The following is a 17,217-nucleotide window of genomic DNA, read 5'->3' as shown; positions in this document are numbered from 1 at the left end:
CAATCCGCGCCGGCTCCCGGCGGCCCTGCGGCATAGTTGTTGGCCTGGGCGCGTCGGCAGGGCGAGGTGACGTGTGAAAAGACTCAACGGCATGGACGCCATGCTGCTCTACAGCGAGACGCCCAACCTGCACACGCACACGTTGAAGGTCGCGGTCATCGACCCGGCCGGCGTCGACGGCGAGTTCGGGTTCGACGCCTTCCGCCACCACATGCGCCGGCGGCTTCATCTGCTGGAACCGTTGCGCTACAAGCTCGTTGACATTCCATGGCATCTGCATCACCCGATGTGGCAGGAAAACTGCGCGGTCGATCTGGACTACCACCTCCGCCGCGTCCGGGTGCCCGCGCCGGGCGGACGGCGGGAGCTCGATCGGGTCATCGGCGAGGTGGCGTCCACTCCCCTGGACCGCAGCCGCCCGTTGTGGGAGTTTCATTTCGCCGAGGGACTGGCCGACGGTCGGTTCGCCGTGATCGGCAAGGTTCACCACGCGTTGGCCGACGGTGTCGCCTCGGTCAACCTGCTGGCGCGCGCGATGGATCTGCGGGACGGGCACACCGACGAGCGCGACAACGACGAGGCCGGCGTCACCACCTCTGACGGCGACCTGCTGCGGGCGGCCGCGCGCGACCACGTCCGGCAACTCGCGCGACTGCCGGGGCTGCTCAAAGACGCCGCCGTCGGGCTGGCGCGGGTGCGCCGACGCTCCCGCAAGCGCGGAGATCACCCCGACCTGGCCGGCGCGTTCGACGCGCCACCAACCTTCCTCAACCATGTCGTCTCACCCCGGCGCCGGTTCGCCAGCACGTCGTTGCCCCTGCCGCAGGCCAAGGCGACGGCAAAAGCGTTGGGCATCACCATGACCGATCTGGTGCTGGCGACGGCGGCGGGCGGGCTGCGGACGCTGTTGCTGGCCTACGACGGCGCGGCCGACCGCCCGATCATCGCCTCGGTGCCGACGGCCACCGACAAGTCGGACCGGATCACCGGCAACGAGATCAGCGGCCTGATGATCTCGCTGCCGGTGCATGTCGACAACCCGATCGAACGGGCCCGGCTGATCTCGATGGCCACCCGAATCGCCAAGGAAGACCACGAGATCCTCGGACCGCAGCTGTACGGGAAAATGATGGCCTACCTGCCGACCGCCGTCGCCCCGGCCGCATTTCGGTGGCTGGGTCTGCGCGACATGCCGAACAAGCTGATGAACGTCGCCGTGTCCAGCGTGGCCGGACCGCGCGAACGCGGACACTTCGGCGGCGCGGCCGTCAGCGAGATCTATTCCACGGGCGTGCTCTCGCCCGGCGCCCCGGTCAACATCACCGTGTGGAGTTACGTCGACCGGCTCGGTGTCGCCGTGCTGACCGACGACCAGACGTTCGACGACCCGCACGAAGCGACGGACGCCATCAGCGCGGCGTTCGATGAATTACGCGATGCCGCAGGCGTTTCCGATCAGCCGGCGAGCACCCCGTCCAGCACCGAATAGAACAGGCCCAGGCCGTCGTCGGACGGCCCGGTCAGCGCCTCGATGGCGTGCTCGGGATGCGGCATCAGCCCCACCACACGGCCGTTGGCGGAGCTGACGCCGGCGATGTCATGCTGCGAACCGTTGGCGTTCTCGCGGTACCGGAACACCACCCGCCCCTCGCCCTCGAGCTCCTCGAGCACCTCGGTGGGAGCCACGTAACGGCCCTCACCGGACTTCAGCGGCACCAGCAGATCAGCGTCGGGTTCGAAACGCGACGTCCACGCCGTCGACGTCGACGCCACCCGCAGCCACACGTCGCGGCAGATGAAGTGCAAACCCACGTTGCGGGTCAGCGCCCCGGGCAGCAATCCCGCCTCGCAGAGCACTTGAAAACCGTTGCAAATTCCCAATACCGGCATGCCGCGCCGCGCCGCGTCCACCACTTCGGCCATCACCGGGGCGAACCTGGCGATCGCTCCGGCACGCAGGTAGTCGCCGTAGGAGAAGCCGCCGGGCACCACCACGGCGTCGACGCTTTTCAGATCGGCGTCGGCGTGCCACAGGTTGACCGGCTCCGCACCGACAAGCCGCGCCGCCCGCGCGGCGTCCACGTCGTCGAGCGTCCCGGGGAAGGTGATGATGCCGATTCGTGCGGTCACGGCGTATCCCGGCTGATCGTCCAGTCTTCGATCACGGTGTTGGCCAACAGCGATTCCGCGATCTCGGCCAGCGCCGAGTCGTCCACGCTGTCGTCCACTTCCAGCTCAAATCTCTTGCCCTGCCGGACATCTGATATCCCCGGATGGCCGAGGCGGCCTAGCGCGCCGACAATCGCCTGACCCTGCGGGTCCAGAATTTCCGCTTTGGGCATCACGCTCACGATCACCCGGGCCACCGGCGCTCCTCCTCAGTTGGCGTTTCGGCGCCAACTCTACCGGCGAAAGCGCAGCTCGGGATCACGGGCACGAGGCGATGTAGGCCTCGCACAGGGGCGCGCCCATCGCGTTGAGCACCGGATCGTCCGCGAGCGCGGGCCAGGGCGCCTGCGGCGGCGCCGAGGACCAGAGCGTGACCTCGCTGATCGTGCTGCTGGCGGGGTGGGCGAAAAGGTAGGTGTGCATCACCACCGGCCCACTGATCACGGCGGCCATGCGGTTGGTGTCATCGCTGGTCAGCGACGGCGACTGCAGTGGCGCGCGCTGCTGACACCTGCGCAGCGCGGTGACGGCGCTGCGGAACGCCGCTGCGGCGATCGCGCCGCCCTGGGCCGTGTCACCGCGCCAATGCAGGATTTGGGCCTGCAGCTGCCACTGGCCGTCGGGATGCTGAACCGTCGAGCGGGCCGAGACCGCCGAGTCGCGCGGGTCGCGGGCCGTCGCCGGTGTGTCGCACAGCTCCTCGAACCGAAAACGGGGGCCGGGCGCCGAACCGGTCGTTTGCACCGCCTGACCGGCGAGGGCGGGCCAGTGATACACCGCGTCCAGGGGCACGGCATGCGGATCGATCCACGCGGTGTTCGGGATCCGGTCGCACATGCCGGGGCAAGTCTCGGGCTCGCCGTGCGCAGGGATGACGACGATCAGGGCAACCGCGAGGCTGCCAGCGACCAGCATCGTGGCCAGGATCATCCGCAGCGGCAGCTTGTCCATCAAGGCACAATCGTAGATATGCAATTGACGCATTTCGGTCATTCGTGCCTACTCGCCGAGTTCGACCAGACACGCGTGCTGTTTGATCCCGGTACGTTCGCCCATGGTTTCGAGGGCATCACCGGCTTAACCGCCATCTTGATCACTCATCAGCACCCCGACCACGTCGACGGCAAACGGCTGCCAGCACTGCTAGAGGGTAACCCGGACGCCGCGCTGTACGCCGACCCGCAGACAACGGCGCAACTGGGCGCGCCGTGCCGCGAGGTCCACGTCGGCGACGAACTGCAGATCGGCGAACTAACCGTGCGAGCGTTGGGCGGAAAGCACGCGGTCATCCACCCGGAAATCCCTGTGATCGAGAACCTTTCGTTTCTGGTGGGCGATGCCGGGCATCGTGCCCGGTTGATGCACCCGGGTGACGCGCTCTTTGTGCCCGACGAGCCGGTGGACGTTTTGGCCACCCCGGCGGCGGCCCCGTGGATGAAGGTTTCGGAAGCGGTCGATTACCTGCGCGCGGTGGCACCCGCGCGTGCCGTCCCCATTCACCAGGGCATCATCGCCCCCGATGCGCGCGGCATCTACTACGGCCGGCTCACCGAGATGACCAGCACCGACTTCCAGGTGCTGCCCGAAGAGGACGCCGTCACCTTCTAGCGGGGTCTGCTCACCCCACTCACGTGATGTCGTCGGCGGCGCCACGGCCGGCGGCGCGGCCCGAAAAGATGCAGCCACCCAGGAAGGTGCCTTCCAACGCGCGGTAGCCATGCACACCGCCCCCACCGAACCCGGCTGCCTCGCCGGCGGCGTACAGCCCGGTGAGCGGCGTGCCGTCGGCTGTCAGCACCCGTGCGGCAAGGTCGGTTTCGATGCCGCCCAACGTCTTTCTCGTCAAGATGTGCAGCTTGACCGCGATCAGCGGGCCCGCCTTCGGATCGGTCAACCGGTGCGGCGCCACGACTCGGCCCAGCCGGTCGCCCAGGTAACCGCGGGCGGCGCGGATGGCCGTGATCTGGCCGTCCTTGGTGAACCTGTTGGCCACCTCGCGGTCGCGGGCCGTGACCTCCGCTTCCACCGTGGCATAGTCCAGCGGCTGCACGTCGGGCAGCTTGTTCATCGCGGTCACCAAGTCGCGCAACGAATTCGCGCTGACGAAGTCCACGCCCCGATCGACGAACGCCTGCACCGGTCCCGGCGGCCCGGAGCGCACCCGGTTGCGCAGGAGCTCGCGCACGCTCTGCCCGGTCAGATCGGGATTCTGCTCCTGCCCAGAAAGCGCGAACTCCTTCTCAATGATCTTGGCGTTCAAGACAAACCAGGTGTAGTCGAACCCGGATTTGGTGATGTACTCGAGTGTGCCGAGGGTGTCGAAGCCGGGATAGAGCGGGACCGGCAACCGTTTGCCGTTCGCATCCAGCCACAGCGACGACGGACCCGGGATGATGCGGATCCCGTGCAGCGGCCAGATCGGGTCGTAATCGGTGATGCCCTCGGTGTAGTGCCACATCCGGTCCGGATTGATCACCCGCGCACCGGCCTGCTGCGTAATGCCGATCATCCTGCCGTCGACGTGGGCTGGTACCCCGCTGAGCAGTTGTTCGGGAACGCGGCCCATTCGCTTCGGCCAATTCTTGCGCACCAGCTCGTGGTTGCCGCCGATGCCGCCACTCGTCACGATCACAGCTGCAGCACGGAACTCGAACTCTCCGATAGCTTTTCGTGACGATGCGACTCCTCGCGGCGCGACCGAAGGTTCCAGCACGGTGCCCCGGAGGCCCGTCACCGCGTCACCCTCGACGATCAGCTCGTCGACCTGGTGGCGGTGCGCGAAGCGCACCGTGGATCGGTCCCGCAATCGACGGGCGAAGATCTCGACCAGCGCGGGCCCGGTGCCCCAGGTGATGTGGAAGCGGGGAACCGAGTTGCCGTGTCCCTGTGCGTCATACCCGCCGCGCTCGGCCCAGCCCACCAACGGGAAAAGCTTGAGCCCTCGGGAACGCAGCCAGCTGCGTTTCTCCCCCGCGGCGAAATCGACGTAGGCATGGGCCCATTGGCGCGGCCAGTAGTCCTCGGGCCGGTCGAAAGCCGCCGTACCGAGCCAGTCCTGCAGCGCGAGCTCATGGCTGTCGCGGATTCCCAGCCGGCGCTGCTCGGGGCTGTCGACGAAGAACAGACCGCCGAAGGACCAGAACGCCTGCCCACCCAGGTTGGCGCTGTTCTCCTGGTCGAGGATCAGCACCCGCAAGCCGCGATCCACCAGCTCGCAGGCAGCGACCAGGCCCGACAGTCCGGCCCCGACGACGATGACATCCGCGCCGAACCCCGCAGCCGAAGAATCGCTCATGTCGGTCCAGGGTAGTGCTTCGGACAGCAGGTCAGGCAGTCGATTTCCTCAGGCGGCGCCGAGCACGGCCTTGTCGTGGCGCCAGTGATACACCGTCGGTGTGCAGGCGTGCATCAAAGCCAGGTCGACCGCGTCCAGCATCGCCTGCAGCGGCCCGGGTTTGCGCAAGTGACGAGCGGCGACCGCCACCCGCACCACGCCGCCGCGGCGCGCGATGCGTTCGGCGGACAACACCACCGTGCGACACCACCACGGCTCGGCGAGAACGCCTTCTCCAATGCCGAGAACTCGTGCGCGCACGGTGGTGTGCCGCACCAGGTCAGTGATCCCATGCATGTCGGCCAGCATGCGGAATCCGTTGCCCGGCAATGCTTTGACGACACCTGGCGATACCGCGCAGCCGGGCGCGGCGAACAGCCGGGTGCGCAGCCCGAGGTGCTCGAGAACCCGGTCGGCGGCCATCAATCGCAGATTGGCCTCGTGCGCCCGCAGAATCGCGAACTCACCGCGACGCTTCCTGGTGATGGCCTCGTCGTAGCCGTGTAGCACGATCGCGTCGCCGCCGCCGCGGCGGGCTGCTAGCCAGTCAACGGTTTTCGGGTCGCGGTCGAGCCGATAGTCCCCGGACAGCCGGGGCGCGACGAGTAGCGACACCGGCACCTGGCGGGCATCCATTTGCGCGCAGAACGCCTCCACGTCGGGCAGGGTGCGTTCGCCAATCCCCGAGACCGAGACGATCAATTTTCCAGACACACCTGCAGTTTGACGACCTCAAGTGTCGGAACGGTGAAGGACACGCAGACAGCAGGCGTATATGCGCTCACCCCGGCGCGATAACCCACGTCGGGGCCGACATACCCCCGGTGTCCAGCAAACAGCCGCCAGCGGCGGCGGAAACGATCTGTTCGATATGCTAAGCAACGCCATGGACGAGGCCTCCTACGCAGCGGCCAAAGTGCCGCTGCCCCATGCCCCCGCCGGGCAGCCGGGCGTCGACGAACGGGTGTACCCCGACAAGTTGGACGCCGCGCTGTTGCGGATCTCCAGTGTGTGCATCTTGGCCACGGTGATGGCGATCCTGGATGTCACGGTGGTCAGCGTCGCGCAGCGCACCTTCATCGACCAGTTCGCGTCCTCTCAGGCGGTCGTGGCCTGGACGATGACGGGCTACACGCTTGCCTTGGCGACCGTGATTCCGATAACCGGGTGGGCCGCCGACCGATTCGGCACCAAGCGGCTCTTCATGGGCTCCGTGTTGGCCTTCATGCTCGGCTCACTACTCTGCGCGATTGCCGCAAACATCGTGCAGCTCATCATCTTTCGGGTGGTACAGGGTGCCGGCGGGGGCATGCTGCTGCCGCTGGGATTCATGATCTTGACCCGTGAGGCCGGCCCCGGGCGGCTGGGGCGCCTGATGTCGATCCTGAGCATCCCCATGCTGCTGGCCCCGATCGGCGGGCCGATCCTGGGCGGTTGGCTGATCGACACGTCGAGCTGGCGGTGGATCTTCCTGATCAATGTGCCGATCGGAGTGCTTACCATTCTCCTCGCCGCGATCGTGTTCCCCCGCGATCACCCGGCCCGCTCGGAAACCTTCGACGCCGTCGGCGTGCTGCTGCTCTCCCCCGGCCTGGCGACGTTTCTGTTCGCGGTGTCGTCCATCCCGGGCCGCGGCACCGTGGCCGACCGCCATGTGGTGATCCCGGCGACGATCGGGCTGGCATTGATCGCGGGGTTCGTCGCGCACGCCTGGCGTCGCGCCGATCATCCGCTGATAGATCTGCGGCTGTTCCGCAATCCGGTGCTGACCCACGCGAATGTGACAATGCTGGTTTTCGCGGCCGCCTTTTTCGGCGCCGGCCTGCTGCTCCCCAGCTACTTCCAGCAGGTGCTGCACCAAACGCCGATGCAGGCGGGCGTGCACTTGATCCCCCAGGGGCTCGGCGCCATGCTGACCATGCGGTTGACCGGGCCGCTGGTGGACCGGCAGGGGCCGGGCAAGATCGTGCTGGTCGGCATCGCGTTGATCACGGCCGGCCTGGGCGCTTTCGCGTTCGGGGTGGCCACGCAGGCCCACTATCGGCCGGTGCTGCTGGTGGCGCTGGCGGTCACGGGGCTGGGCATGGGCTGCACCATGATGCCGTTGTCCGTCGCGTCGGTGCAGGCGCTGGCTCCGCATCAAATCGCCCGGGGAACGACCTTGATGAGCGTCAGCCACCAGGTGGGTGGCTCGATGGGAACTGCGCTGATGTCGATGATCCTGACGAATCAGTTCAACAGGAGCGAAAATATCGTCGCAGCAAATAAGGTTGCTGCCCTGCATCAGAGAGCGGCCATCGATGGGATGCCGGTCGACCAATCCGCGATACCGCGACAGGCTCTTGTACCGGACTTTTGGGTAAATGTAGTGCACGATCTTTCCCACGCGTACACCGCGGTATTTGTGATTGCCGTTGTGCTGGTGGTTTGCACGGTCATTCCGGCGTCTTTTCTGCCGAAAAAGCCGGCCAGCGAAACTGCCGGCGAATAACACAATTATTGCAGTTAGGCGGCGACGCGCCGATTTATCGCTTTAGCTGCGCTCGAGCTGCTTGCGCAGCACGAATTACATCGGTGGGAATAGGGGCGATACGAGTAAAAACGCCTCAGCGGGGCTAGCCGTATAGATATGCTCAGCGACGCCATGGAGAACACCCGTTCCAGATCTTTCACTGTCCCTTTGCCTACTATGCCGGGACCAACGCGGCGCCCGGATGAGTATCCGGACAAGCTGGATGCCGCGCTGTTCCGGATCGCCGGGGTATGCGGCCTGGCCTGCATCATGGCCGTGCTGGACAGCACCGTCGTCGCCGTCGCGCAACGCACCTTCATCGATCAGTTCGGCTCGACTCAGGCCGTCGTCTCGTGGACCATCGCCGGCTACATGCTCGCGTTCGCGACGGTGATCCCGGTCACTGGATGGGCGGCGGACCGGTTCGGCACCAAGCGTCTGTTCATGGGGTCGGTCCTCATTTTCACGCTGGGATCGCTGCTGTGCGCGGTGGCGCCGAACATATTGCTGCTCATTTTGTTTCGGGTGGTCCAAGGGGTCGGCGGCGGCATGTTGTTGCCGCTCAGCTTCGTCATCTTGACGCGTGAGGCGGGACCCAAGCGGGTCGGCCGCCTGATGGCGGTGGGGGGGATCCCGATACTTCTCGGCCCCATCGGCGGGCCCATCCTCGGGGGTTGGCTGATCGGCGCCTACGGCTGGGAGTGGATCTTCCTGATCAACGTGCCGATCGGACTGACCGCGTTCGCGCTGGCGGCGGTCATGTTCGCGAAAGATCGCCCGGCCCCGTCGGAGGCGCTCGACATCACCGGCGCGCTGTTGTTGTCGCCCGGCGTGGCGATCTTCCTGTGCGGGGTGTGCTCCATTCCGGGTCGGCACACGATGGCCGACCCCTACGTGTTGGGGCCGGCGCTGCTCGGCCTGGCATTGATCGCCGCGTTCATCGTGCATGCCTGGCATCGCACCGATCATCCCCTCATCGACCTGCGGCTGTTCCGCAATCCCGTGGTCACCCAGGTCAATGTGACGATGCTGGTGTTCGGGGCCGCCTCGGTCGGCATGGGCCTGCTGGTCCCGAGTTACTTTCAGATCGTCAGCCACGAGACGCCGATGCAGTCCGGGCTGCACATGCTGCCGATCGGGATCGGTGCCGTGCTGACCATGCCGATCGGCGGGGCCTTCATGGACAAGCACGGTCCCGGCAACATCGTGCTGATCGGCCTGCCCCTGATGGCGGCGGGTCTGGGCGTGTTCACATACGGCGTCGCCACGCGGGCCGAGTACTCGCCGGTCTTGGTGTCCGGGCTCGCGATCGTCGGCCTGGGTGCCGGCTTGACCACCACACCGCTCTCCGCAGCGCTCATGCAGTCGCTGACACCGCGTCAGGTGGCCCGCGGGACGACTTTGATCACCGTGAATCAGCAGGTGGGCGGGTCGATCGGGGCCGCCCTCATGGCGGTGATCCTGACCAATCAGTTCAACCGCAACGAGGCCCTGATGGCGGCGAACGAGATGGCCGGGGTGCGCCCGGGCGCGGGGAAGCAGGGCCTTGACCCCTCGGCCCTTCCGCGACAGACGATGACGCACGACCTGGCCAGCCACGTGTCGCACCACCTGGCGCACGCCTATACGACGGTGTTCGTAGTGGCGGCCGTGTTGGTGGCGTTCACCATCATCCCGGCATCGTTTTTGCCCCGAAAGCTAGCGACCCCGCCCCTCGACGAATTGCGCGATGACGACCCGGCTACGGTCGCGGCTCATCCTTGACAGTGTCTTCCTGGCCGCCGCCATAGCGATCGCCATCGGCGGTCGCTAACAGCCACGCATACTGGAAGGCGGCTTCCTCCCACCCCTTGTAGCGACCGCTGACGCCACCATGCCCGGCGTTCATTTGGGTCTTCAACAGGATCGGGCTGCCGTTCGCGTCGACGTGCCGCAGCGCGGCAACCCATTTGGCGGGCTCCACGTAGTAGACCCGCGTGTCGTTGAGCGACGTCATGGCCAGAATTGCCGGATACCGCTTGGCCTCGACGTTCTCATACGGCGAATAGGACTTCATGTAGGAGTAAACATCCTTGTCCGCCAACGGGTTTCCCCATTCGTCCCACTCAGTGACGGTCAGCGGCAAGGAGGGGTCCAAGATGGTGGTCAGCGGGTCGACGAATGGCACCTGCGCGAGGATGCCGGCAAAGAGTTCCGGCGCCAGGTTGGCGACCGCCCCCATCAACAAACCACCGGCACTGCCCCCCAGCGCCACCAACTGGCGGGGACTGGTGATGCCGGAATCCACCAAATGCCGTGCCACCGAGACGAAGTCGGTAAAGGTGTTCTTCTTCTGCAAGAGCTTGCCGTGCTCGTACCACAGTCGGCCCATTTCGCCACCGCCGCGGACGTGGGCGATCGCGAACACCATCCCACGGTCCAAGAGCGACAGCCGGGCGATGGAAAAGCTCGGATCGGTGCAGATCTCGTAGGCGCCGTAGCCGTAAACCAGTGCAGGCGCTGGCAATTCGATGCCTGCGCGATGCACGATCGACACCGGAATCCGGGTGCCGTCGTCGGCGACCGCCCAGTCGCGCCGTTCGATGTAGTCTTCCGGGCGATAATCCCCCAGGACAGGTTGCTCGCGCAGCAGGGTGCGTTCGCCGGTGACGAAGTCGACGTCGTAGACCCTTGCGGGAATGACGAGCGACCCGGCCCGGATGCGCAGCTTGGGCGCATCCCAATTCGGGTTGCCGGCCGGGCCGGCCGACATCAGTTCGGAATCGAACGAAACCTCTTCGGGCTCCGCATATGTGCCGTCCGAGTTGATCCGCCACAGCCCAAGCCGCGGCAGTGCCCCACGGCGATAGCCGACCACGAGGTGGCCGGCGAAGGCGTCCACCCCGTCGAGGCGGACATCATCACGGTGCGGGATCAGCGTGCGCTGCTGTGTGGAGTCGCTGACCGGCGCCTCGGTCAGCGTGAAGTTGACCGCGCCGTCGTTGTGCAGGATCAAGAACCGGTCCTGCCCGCCGACGACCGCGTGTTCCACCGCGTATTCCACGCCGACACGGCGGGGCAGCACCACGGCGAACTGCGCCTGCGGATCAGCGGCGTCGCCGTAGCGGAATTCGGAGGTGATCGAGGAACCCGAGGCGATGAAGACATAGGTCTCACTTCGGGTGAGTCCCACGCCGAGCCAAAACTTCTCGTCGGCTTCGTGATAGACGAGCTCCGATGCATCCCCGGAACCCACCCGATACCGCCACACCTTGTCGGGGCGGTGGGCGGGGTCCAGGGTGAGGTAGTACACCGTGCGGTTGTCGGCGGCCCAGGTCGCACCCGCCCCGATGTCGGCGATCTCGTCCGGATACAGCTCACCGGTGCGTAAGTCCTTGAACCGCAATGTGTACCGTTCGTCACCGAGGGTGTCGACCGAATACGCCAGCAGGTTTCCATCGAGGCTGACGGTCGCGGCGCCCAGGGAAAAGAATTCGTGTCCCTCGGCCTCGATGTTCGAATCGAGCAAGATTTGCTCGCCCGCAATGTCGGTGTTCTCGTCCAGGGTCGGCGGGTCCCAGTCATCGGGATCGCTGACCGGACAACGGCACTGGACACGGTACTGCTTGCCTTCGTAGGTGCGTGCGTAGTACCACCAGTGGCCCTGCCGGGTAGGTACCGACAGGTCGGTTTCCTTGGTGCGCGCCTTGATCTCGTCAAAAATCTGTTGCCGCAACGGCTCGAGGTGGGCGGTCATCTGATCGACGTAGCTGTTTTCCGCCTCGAGATAGGCGATGACGTCGGGGTTGTCCTTTTCGCGCAGCCACTCGTAGGGGTCGATGAAGATGTCCCCGTGGTGCTCGCGCCGGCTGTCCACCCGCTTGGCGACGGGCGGTAGGGACCCGGCGAGATGCGATGCGGTCATGCGGCGGGGCCGATCCAGTCATCGAAGCGCAGGCCGGAAATGCGTTCGTAGGCCTCGATATAGCGGCCGCGAGTCGCCTCGATGATGTTGTCTGGGAGGGGAGGTGGGGGCTGCGTGCCATGGCGGTCCCAGCCGGACGCGGGGCTGGTGAGCCAGTTGCGGACGAACTGTTTGTCGAAGCTGTTCTGGACCACGCCGACCTGGTACTCGTCGGCCGGCCAGTAGCGTGACGAATCCGGGGTGAAGACTTCGTCGGCCAGCAGCAGGTTGCCGTCGCGATCGGTGCCGAATTCGAACTTGGTGTCCGCGATGATGATTCCCTTCCGTAGCGCATGGTCGGCGGCCTGGACATAGATCTCCAGCGTGCGGTCACGCAGCTGGTTGGCCCGCACCCCGCCCACCATCTCGATCACCCGGGCGAACGAGACGTTTTCGTCATGGTCCCCCAGCGCGGCCTTGGTCGCGGGGGTGAACAGCGGTTCGGCGAACCTGCTGGCTTCGACCAGTCCCGGGGGCAAGGTGATGCCGCAGACCTTGCCGGTCGCCTGGTAATCCAGGAGCCCCGAACCGGTCAGGTAACCGCGCGCCACGCATTCGACCGGCAGCATCTCCAGCTGCCGCACCACCAGCGCCCGGCCCAGGACCTCGTGGGGGATACGCGGGTCGTCCGGCGGTCCGGCCAGATGGTTGGGGGCATCCACGAGCCCGAAGAAAAACACGCTCATCGCGGTCAGGATGCGGCCCTTGTCTCCGATGGTGCTGTCCAGAACGAAGTCGTACGCCGAAATGCGGTCGGTGGCCACCAGGAGGAGGTGTTCGTCGTCGACGCGATACAGCTCACGGACCTTGCCGCTGGCCAGATGCTGGTAGTCGGACAGTGCAGGCATCCGGTCAGCCTATCGGGCACGCCGAAACGCGGCTTGTGCTGGGATCGGGGCTATGACACCGCGGTTTCTGCCCTACTCCACCAGGCCCGGCCGGCTGGCGGCCCAGCTGTTCAGCGACTTCGCCGTCGCCGTGTGGACAGTGCTCTGGCTTCTCGTCGGCCTGGCGGTTTACGACGCGATCGCGACTATCGCCGACGCCGGCCGCCAGGTCGAGAGCGGCGCGGACGGCATCGCCGGCAACCTCGCGTCCGCCGGCCACGGCGCCCAGCACATCCCGGTGGTGGGCGACACGGTCAGCAAGCCGCTCAACTCCGCCAGCCAGGCCGCGCTGGACATCGCGGGCGCGGGCCACGATCTGGACACCGCGGCGAGCTGGCTGGCGGTGCTGCTGGCAATGGCGGTGGTGGCGCTGCCGATCCTCGTCGTGGTGTTTCCGTGGTTGTTTCTGCGGCTTCGATTCTTTCGCCGCAAATTGGCGGTGACCGCGTTGGCCGCAACCCCGGCCGGTGCGCAATTGCTTGCGCTACGCGCGTTGACCAACCGCCCGCCCCGCAAGTTGATCGCTGTCAGCGCGGACCCCGTCGGTGGGTGGCGTCGCGAGGACCCGGTCACCATCGCGGGCCTGGTGGCGCTCGAACTACGCGCGGCGGGTATCGCGATTCGCGGGGCTTAGCAGCAGCGCACGCGATACGAGCAGCAGCCCCGCAAAGACCACAATGAGCCACGCGGCCAACGCATCCCAGAAGAACACCAGCGAGACGGTGAATAGCCACCGCTCACCGAGCTCGATTGCCATGGCGAAACTGGCCGCGGAATACATGCCCAGTGGGAACACGAACGCCCACCACACGCCGGCAAATTGCAGCGTGTTCGGATGCCGGCGGATGCGGTGCAGCGCGAAATAGATCAGCGGGGGTATCCACAGGGTGGCCGTCACCCAGGTCACGACGGTGACCGCGCGCACCGGGCCGGCCAGCCAGGCGGGAGCCACGGCGTGGATGTTGTCGCCGGCCAGCGTCGCAATCGCCATGCCACCCATCAGGATCCAGGTATCCGGTTCGAAGCCGTCGCGGTCCTGTCGCTCGTTGACCACGCGCCACATGGTCAGCCAGGTCATCAGGCCGTAGATGCACAGCGCCGCCACCCATGCCGCCACGGCCACCGCGAGCCACCAGTGATGACCGGTGTGATGGGCCGCCCGGGCGATCACGATCGCCAAACCCGATGTCCCGACGCTGCCCAGCTGCCAGGCGCCGTGGGCGCGGTCCCGCAGCGAAGGCCAGCTGTGCGCCAACATGTTTCGCGCACTGAGCAGGATCAGTACCAGCCAGGACACCAGTCCGACGGCGCCGAGTACCCGCGCCACCCACACATTGGACGACAGGCGAGTGTCGATCACCGCGCAGGCGGCGACGAAGGTGATCATCCGCAGCGTGACGTCGGGATCGGTGAGATCCCAGCGCAACTTATGGCCGGCGGCTTTCGCGATGACCAGGGCAACCAGGAGCACCAGGCCGAGGGTGGCGATGACGCCCACCGTGTCGCTGATCAACCGGTATCCGTGATTTTTCGCACCGATCGACAGGATTCCGGTGGCCATCACCGCGGCGAACACATCCGGTGAGGGCTCGATATCGGCGAACCGGATCCTCACTGTGCTTCGAGTAGTTTCACGACAAGGTGCCGGATGCCGGAATGCCGATTGCTGCGCGCCCATTCGACCGGCCGGACCACCCGCACCGCGCCGAACCGGGCGAGCAACTCCTCGAACAGCACCCGCAGCTCCAGCCGGGCCAGGTTGGCACCCAGGCAATAATGCACGCCCTGGCCGAATCCCAGATGCGGATTGGGTTTCCGGGTGACGTCGAATTCGTCGGCGTTGTCGAACACGCTGGCGTCGCGATTCGCCGAGCCCTCCCAGATCTGTACCTTCTGTCCGGCCTCGATCGGCCGGCCGCCCAGCGTGACGTCGCGGGTGGCGGTGCGCCGCTTCGAGGGCGAGGGTGAGGTCCACCGCACCATCTCCTCCACGGCGGTGGGTAGCGCACCGAGATCACCACGCAGAGAACGCAATTGCGACGGGTGCTCGGCCAGCGCCAGCAGCCCACCCGCGACCGCGTTGCGGGTGGTTTCCGCCCCGGCGCTGAACAGCAGGCTGAAGAACAGGTACAGCTCGAGGTCGGAAAGGGCCGACGCGTCGGGTCCGTCCGAGTCGTCGAGCATGGCGTTCGCCACGACCGACAGCATGTCGTCGGTCGGGTTGTCACGCTTGGATGCGATCAACTGTTGACCGTAGTCATACATTCGCGACCCGGCTTCTTCCACGGAGAGCTGCGACAGGGACGCCTTGCGCGATCCGCCGAAATCGAACTGCGGCTCGATGGCCTCGAACAACCAATGCCGTTCGGATTCAGGCACTCCCAGCAGGATGCAGATCATCTGCATCGGCAGCTCGGCGGCGATGTCGACCAGGAAGTCGAATGGCTCACCCGGCACCACCGCGTCCAGCAGCCGGCGCGCCCTGGTCCGCAGATCGTCTTCGACAGAGGAGATCATCCGCGGCGTCAACCCCGAGCTGACCAGCCGCCGGATCTGCGAGTGCCGCGGGTCGTCCATCATGTTGAGCACCTGACCGGCGATCGCCAGGTCCTGCAACAGGGTTCCGCCGTAAGGCCGTTCGCCACCGGTGACCGACGAGTACGTCACCGGATCCTTGAGCACCTCCAGCGTTTCCGCGTAGCTGGCGACCGACCAGAAGCCCTCGCCGTCCGGTGTGTTGTCGGTGGGTGGGTGCCAATACACCGGCGCCTCCCGCCGATGGATGGCGAACAGGTCGTGCGGAAATCCGTTGGCGAAGTTGTCCAGGTCGGTGAAATCGATCCCGGAGAGCGCGCCGGCCAGAGTCACAGGATCGCACCCGGGGCGTACTTGGCGGCGTCCGGATAGCGACTCACCAGCGCGTCCACCCGCGCCGCCACCTCGTCCACCTGGTCACCGGCGGCGCCGATGAACGCGGTCTTGTCCGCCAGCGCTGCGTCCAGGGCCGCCCGGTCCAGCGGCAGTCGCTCGTCGGCGGCCAGCCGATCCAGCAGATCGGGCTCGGCGCCGCGTTCCCGCATGGCCAGCGCCGTCGCCACCGCATGTTCGCGGATCACGTGATGCGCGGCCTCGCGGCCCATGCCGGCGCGCACCGCGGCGATCAACACCTTGGTCGTGGCCAGGAACGGCAGGTAGCGATCCAGCTCACGACCGATCACGGCCGGATAGGCGCCGAATTCGTCCAGCACCGTCAAAAACGTCTCGATCTGCCCGTCGATGGCAAAGAAGCTGTCCGGCAACGCCACTCGGCGCACCACCGAGCAGAACACGTCGCCCTCGTTCCACTGCGCGCCCGCCAGTTCGGCGGCCATCGAGGCGTAGCCGCGCAGCACCACCTGCAGGCCGTTGACCCGTTCGCAGCTGCGGGTGTTCATCTTGTGCGGCATCGCCGACGAGCCCACCTGGCCCGGCGCGAAGCCCTCGGTGACCAGCTCGTGCCCGGCCATCAATCGGATGGTGTGCGCCATCGAGGACGGCCCGGCGCCCAGCTGCACCAGCGCCGAAATGACGTCGTGGTCCAGCGATCTCGGATACACCTGCCCGACGCTGGTCAAAACTGTTGCGAAACCCAAGAATTGGGCGATACGCCGCTCGAGTTCGGCGAGCTTGGCCGCGTCGCCGTCCAGCAGGTCGAGCATGTCCTGCGACGTGCCCATCGGTCCTTTGATGCCGCGCAACGGATAACGATCGATCAACTCGCGCAACCTGGTCAACGCGATCAGCGTCTCCTGGGCCGCCGAGGCGAACCGTTTGCCCAGCGTTGTGGCCTGGGCGGCGACATTGTGGCTGCGTCCGGCCATCACCAGGTCGCGGTAGGCCACTGCCCGCTCGGCGAGCCGCGCCGCGACCGCCACCCCGTGCGCGAAGACCAGCTCCAGCGAACGCCGGATCTGCAGCTGCTCCACGTTCTCGGTCAGATCGCGACTCGTCATGCCCTTGTGCACATGCTCGTGACCGGCGAGCGCATTGAATTCCTCGATGCGGGCCTTGACGTCGTGGCGCAGGACGCGTTCGCGATGCGCGATCGACCCCAGGTCGACGTCCTCGAGCACCCGCTCGTAGTCGGCGATCGCTTCGGGGGGCGCCGCAACGCCCAGCTCCCCTTGTGCGCGCAGCACCGCGAGCCACAGTCGCCGCTCCGCGACGATCTTGGCCTCCGGCGACCAGATCGCGACCATCTCGGCACTGGCGTACCGGGCGGCCAGCACGTTCGGAATGCTCACTTGGTCCTCACGAACACACAGCTTACGGTTCGTCCAGCACCGCGAGAGTGCGACTGGTAACGCATCCCGCGAGTGGTGAGGGCGCTCGT

General features: G+C 66.6%; 15 protein-coding genes. 5 read left to right on the top strand and 10 right to left on the bottom strand.

Features of this window, described 5'->3' with window-relative positions:
* Positions 1–73 precede the first annotated feature (73 nt).
* Positions 74–1,489, top strand: a complete 1,416-nt coding sequence (locus tag A5775_RS14505) for a wax ester/triacylglycerol synthase family O-acyltransferase (RefSeq protein WP_197512585.1) — start codon at positions 74–76, stop codon at positions 1,487–1,489.
* Here the strand turns inward: A5775_RS14505 and purQ are convergent.
* The 3 genes from purQ to A5775_RS14490 form a co-directional block, all read right to left on the bottom strand.
* Positions 1,456–2,130 carry a phosphoribosylformylglycinamidine synthase subunit PurQ gene (gene purQ, locus A5775_RS14500; protein ID WP_067253300.1) on the bottom strand — a complete coding sequence of 225 codons (675 nt, stop codon included), beginning with the start codon at positions 2,128–2,130 and terminating at the stop codon, positions 1,456–1,458. The genes A5775_RS14505 and purQ overlap by 34 nt on opposite strands.
* The gene (gene purS / locus A5775_RS14495) at positions 2,127–2,366 is read right to left on the bottom strand and encodes a phosphoribosylformylglycinamidine synthase subunit PurS (protein ID WP_067253298.1); all 240 of its coding nucleotides are present in this window, start codon (positions 2,364–2,366) and stop codon (positions 2,127–2,129) included. Before purS ends, purQ begins: the two co-directional genes overlap by 4 nt.
* A 61-nt stretch (positions 2,367–2,427) precedes the next feature.
* Entirely contained in the window at positions 2,428–3,162 is a 735-nt protein-coding gene (locus tag A5775_RS14490) for an ATPase (RefSeq protein ID WP_197512577.1), read from the bottom strand.
* Between A5775_RS14490 and A5775_RS14485 the strand changes: the two genes are divergently transcribed.
* Positions 3,139–3,777 (top strand): MBL fold metallo-hydrolase, encoded by a 639-nt coding sequence (locus tag A5775_RS14485; RefSeq protein ID WP_067253296.1) that lies wholly within the window; start codon positions 3,139–3,141, stop codon positions 3,775–3,777. The genes A5775_RS14490 and A5775_RS14485 overlap by 24 nt on opposite strands.
* Before the next feature lie 19 nt (positions 3,778–3,796).
* Here the strand turns inward: A5775_RS14485 and A5775_RS14480 are convergent, their stop codons facing one another.
* Positions 3,797–5,464, bottom strand: coding sequence for an FAD-binding dehydrogenase (locus tag A5775_RS14480; RefSeq protein WP_067253294.1), 1,668 nt, complete (start codon positions 5,462–5,464; stop codon positions 3,797–3,799).
* A gap of 48 nt (positions 5,465–5,512) precedes the next feature.
* Positions 5,513–6,217, bottom strand: coding sequence for a DUF2334 domain-containing protein (locus A5775_RS14475; protein ID WP_067253292.1), 705 nt, complete (start codon positions 6,215–6,217; stop codon positions 5,513–5,515).
* Positions 6,218–6,374: 157 nt separating this feature from the next.
* Here A5775_RS14475 and A5775_RS14470 point away from each other — a divergent pair, with 157 nt between their 5' ends.
* On the top strand, positions 6,375–7,994 hold the full coding sequence (locus tag A5775_RS14470; protein WP_231995185.1) for a DHA2 family efflux MFS transporter permease subunit: 1,620 nt from the start codon (positions 6,375–6,377) through the stop codon (positions 7,992–7,994).
* 138 nt (positions 7,995–8,132) lie between these two features.
* Complete coding sequence (locus tag A5775_RS14465) at positions 8,133–9,779, top strand: DHA2 family efflux MFS transporter permease subunit (protein ID WP_067253288.1); 1,647 nt, start codon at positions 8,133–8,135, stop codon at positions 9,777–9,779.
* Here A5775_RS14465 and A5775_RS14460 read toward each other — a convergent pair.
* Together A5775_RS14460 and A5775_RS14455 are read right to left on the bottom strand one after the other, a co-directional pair.
* Positions 9,757–11,919, bottom strand: coding sequence for a S9 family peptidase (locus tag A5775_RS14460; RefSeq protein WP_067253286.1), 2,163 nt, complete (start codon positions 11,917–11,919; stop codon positions 9,757–9,759). The two genes, A5775_RS14465 and A5775_RS14460, sit on opposite strands and share 23 nt — an antisense overlap.
* On the bottom strand, positions 11,916–12,806 hold the full coding sequence (locus tag A5775_RS14455) for a phosphoribosylaminoimidazolesuccinocarboxamide synthase (protein ID WP_067253284.1): 891 nt from the start codon (positions 12,804–12,806) through the stop codon (positions 11,916–11,918). Before A5775_RS14455 ends, A5775_RS14460 begins: the two co-directional genes overlap by 4 nt.
* A 52-nt stretch (positions 12,807–12,858) precedes the next feature.
* On the opposite strand from A5775_RS14455, the gene A5775_RS14450 reads away from it, so the two are divergent.
* Positions 12,859–13,479 (top strand): hypothetical protein, encoded by a 621-nt coding sequence (locus A5775_RS14450; RefSeq protein WP_067253281.1) that lies wholly within the window; start codon positions 12,859–12,861, stop codon positions 13,477–13,479.
* Here the strand turns inward: A5775_RS14450 and A5775_RS14445 are convergent.
* The 3 genes from A5775_RS14445 to purB are packed head-to-tail and all read right to left on the bottom strand — an operon-like array spanning position 13,444 to position 17,128.
* Positions 13,444–14,460, bottom strand: a complete 1,017-nt coding sequence (locus A5775_RS14445) for a tellurite resistance/C4-dicarboxylate transporter family protein (protein WP_067253279.1) — start codon at positions 14,458–14,460, stop codon at positions 13,444–13,446. The genes A5775_RS14450 and A5775_RS14445 overlap by 36 nt on opposite strands.
* On the bottom strand, positions 14,457–15,713 hold the full coding sequence (locus tag A5775_RS14440) for a cytochrome P450 (RefSeq protein WP_067253277.1): 1,257 nt from the start codon (positions 15,711–15,713) through the stop codon (positions 14,457–14,459). The genes A5775_RS14445 and A5775_RS14440 overlap by 4 nt, the downstream gene beginning before the upstream one ends.
* On the bottom strand, positions 15,710–17,128 hold the full coding sequence (purB, locus tag A5775_RS14435; protein WP_067253276.1) for an adenylosuccinate lyase: 1,419 nt from the start codon (positions 17,126–17,128) through the stop codon (positions 15,710–15,712). The genes A5775_RS14440 and purB overlap by 4 nt, the downstream gene beginning before the upstream one ends.
* Positions 17,129–17,217 lie beyond the last annotated feature (89 nt).

Origin of the sequence: Mycobacterium sp. 852002-10029_SCH5224772 (assembly GCF_001667315.1) — a bacterium.
In the GTDB taxonomy this organism is placed as follows: domain Bacteria; phylum Actinomycetota; class Actinomycetes; order Mycobacteriales; family Mycobacteriaceae; genus Mycobacterium.
This window is presented reverse-complemented; position numbering and strand designations above follow the sequence as displayed.

What these genes read in the sequence shown, in the direction of transcription:
- A5775_RS14465 (WP_067253288.1), top strand. Translation starts at nt 8,133, where the DNA reads ATGCTCAGCGACGCCATGGAGAACACCCGTTCCAGATCTTTCACTGTC.
- A5775_RS14470 (WP_231995185.1), top strand. Translation starts at nt 6,375, where the DNA reads ATGCTAAGCAACGCCATGGACGAGGCCTCCTACGCAGCGGCCAAAGTG.
- A5775_RS14480 (WP_067253294.1), bottom strand. Translation starts at nt 5,464, where the DNA reads ATGAGCGATTCTTCGGCTGCGGGGTTCGGCGCGGATGTCATCGTCGTC.
- A5775_RS14490 (WP_197512577.1), bottom strand. Translation starts at nt 3,162, where the DNA reads ATGACCGAAATGCGTCAATTGCATATCTACGATTGTGCCTTGATGGAC.
- A5775_RS14460 (WP_067253286.1), bottom strand. Translation starts at nt 11,919, where the DNA reads ATGACCGCATCGCATCTCGCCGGGTCCCTACCGCCCGTCGCCAAGCGG.
- A5775_RS14450 (WP_067253281.1), top strand. Translation starts at nt 12,859, where the DNA reads ATGACACCGCGGTTTCTGCCCTACTCCACCAGGCCCGGCCGGCTGGCG.
- A5775_RS14455 (WP_067253284.1), bottom strand. Translation starts at nt 12,806, where the DNA reads ATGCCTGCACTGTCCGACTACCAGCATCTGGCCAGCGGCAAGGTCCGT.
- A5775_RS14485 (WP_067253296.1), top strand. Translation starts at nt 3,139, where the DNA reads ATGCAATTGACGCATTTCGGTCATTCGTGCCTACTCGCCGAGTTCGAC.